The organism is Hymenobacter agri, from assembly GCF_054778495.1.
Genome location: NZ_BAAGZM010001054.1, coordinates 1 through 937, shown reverse-complemented (window position 1 = coordinate 937; position 937 = coordinate 1). Strand labels below are relative to the sequence as shown.

The 937-nt window shown below is 66.6% G+C and carries 1 protein-coding gene; it reads left to right on the top strand.

Features of this window, described 5'->3' with window-relative positions; all coding sequences use genetic code 11:
* Positions 1 to 937, top strand: a 937-nt coding sequence (locus ACYVDE_RS24415; RefSeq protein ID WP_460504116.1) for a hypothetical protein, incomplete at both ends; no start/stop codon positions are given.

Sequence of the window (937 nt, the reverse complement as noted above, 5' to 3'; positions counted from 1 at the left end):
GCTCGCTGCGCCGCTTCGGGCTGGCCGATGATTTCGGCCGCCAGCCCACGCGTCGCCTGCTCGACTGGCCGCGCTGGCGCGGCGTGCTGGGGTTGGATTCGCTCACGTTTTACAAGTTTCTGTATCCCGACGACGGGTTTTTCCACGAGTACCGGCCCGCGCCGGGCGGCCTCACGCAGGTGGCAGTGTTCGTGGTCGATTCGGGCCGGGTGCAGCCGCCGGTGACCGTGTATATCGACGGGCAGCCGGGCTACATCTATAACATCAACAGCAACGAGCCCTACACCATGGTGGCCGACAGCGGCCTGCACAACATCAGCATCCGCACCGCCACTCGCCTCGTGCGCCTCGATGGCGTGTATCTGAAACCCCTGCACAAGCTCACGCTCAGCATCGACGCGAACCATCCCTGCCTGGATTTGAGCGTGCAAAAGATGAAGCCGCAGTTGGCCCCCGACGAGCTGCTGGCCCTGCAGCGCACGCTGCTGGTGGTAGATAATGCCGGCCTGAGCGTGCCCACGCTGCGCCAAGGCCGGTTGCTGCGCCCGCTCGGAGGCCACACGTATTCGGGCCGCGTGGCCGGGCCCTTCCGGCCCGATTCGGTGCTGCTGCGCGACCCGGTGGGGCTGCGGCGCAAGTTCATGTTCGAGCCGTTTTATAAATACTCGTTCGGCCCGCAGCTGCTGAAAATGCAGTGTTTCGATGCCAGCCTGCTGGGCCCGCTGAACGGCACGGGCGGCCCCGGCTGGCTGCCGCTGAAGGGGTTTGTCTACACCGAGGCCGACTTTCGCCAGCCGCGGGCGGCTGCCGCGGTGAGCTACCCCGGCAGCCAGCTGGCCTACCTCAACAACTCGTTTGATACCCCGTGGAGCACGCCGGTCGGGCAGGGCCGGCTGGAGCTGCGCTTTCCAGCCCAGCCCGCCGATGCTACTACGCC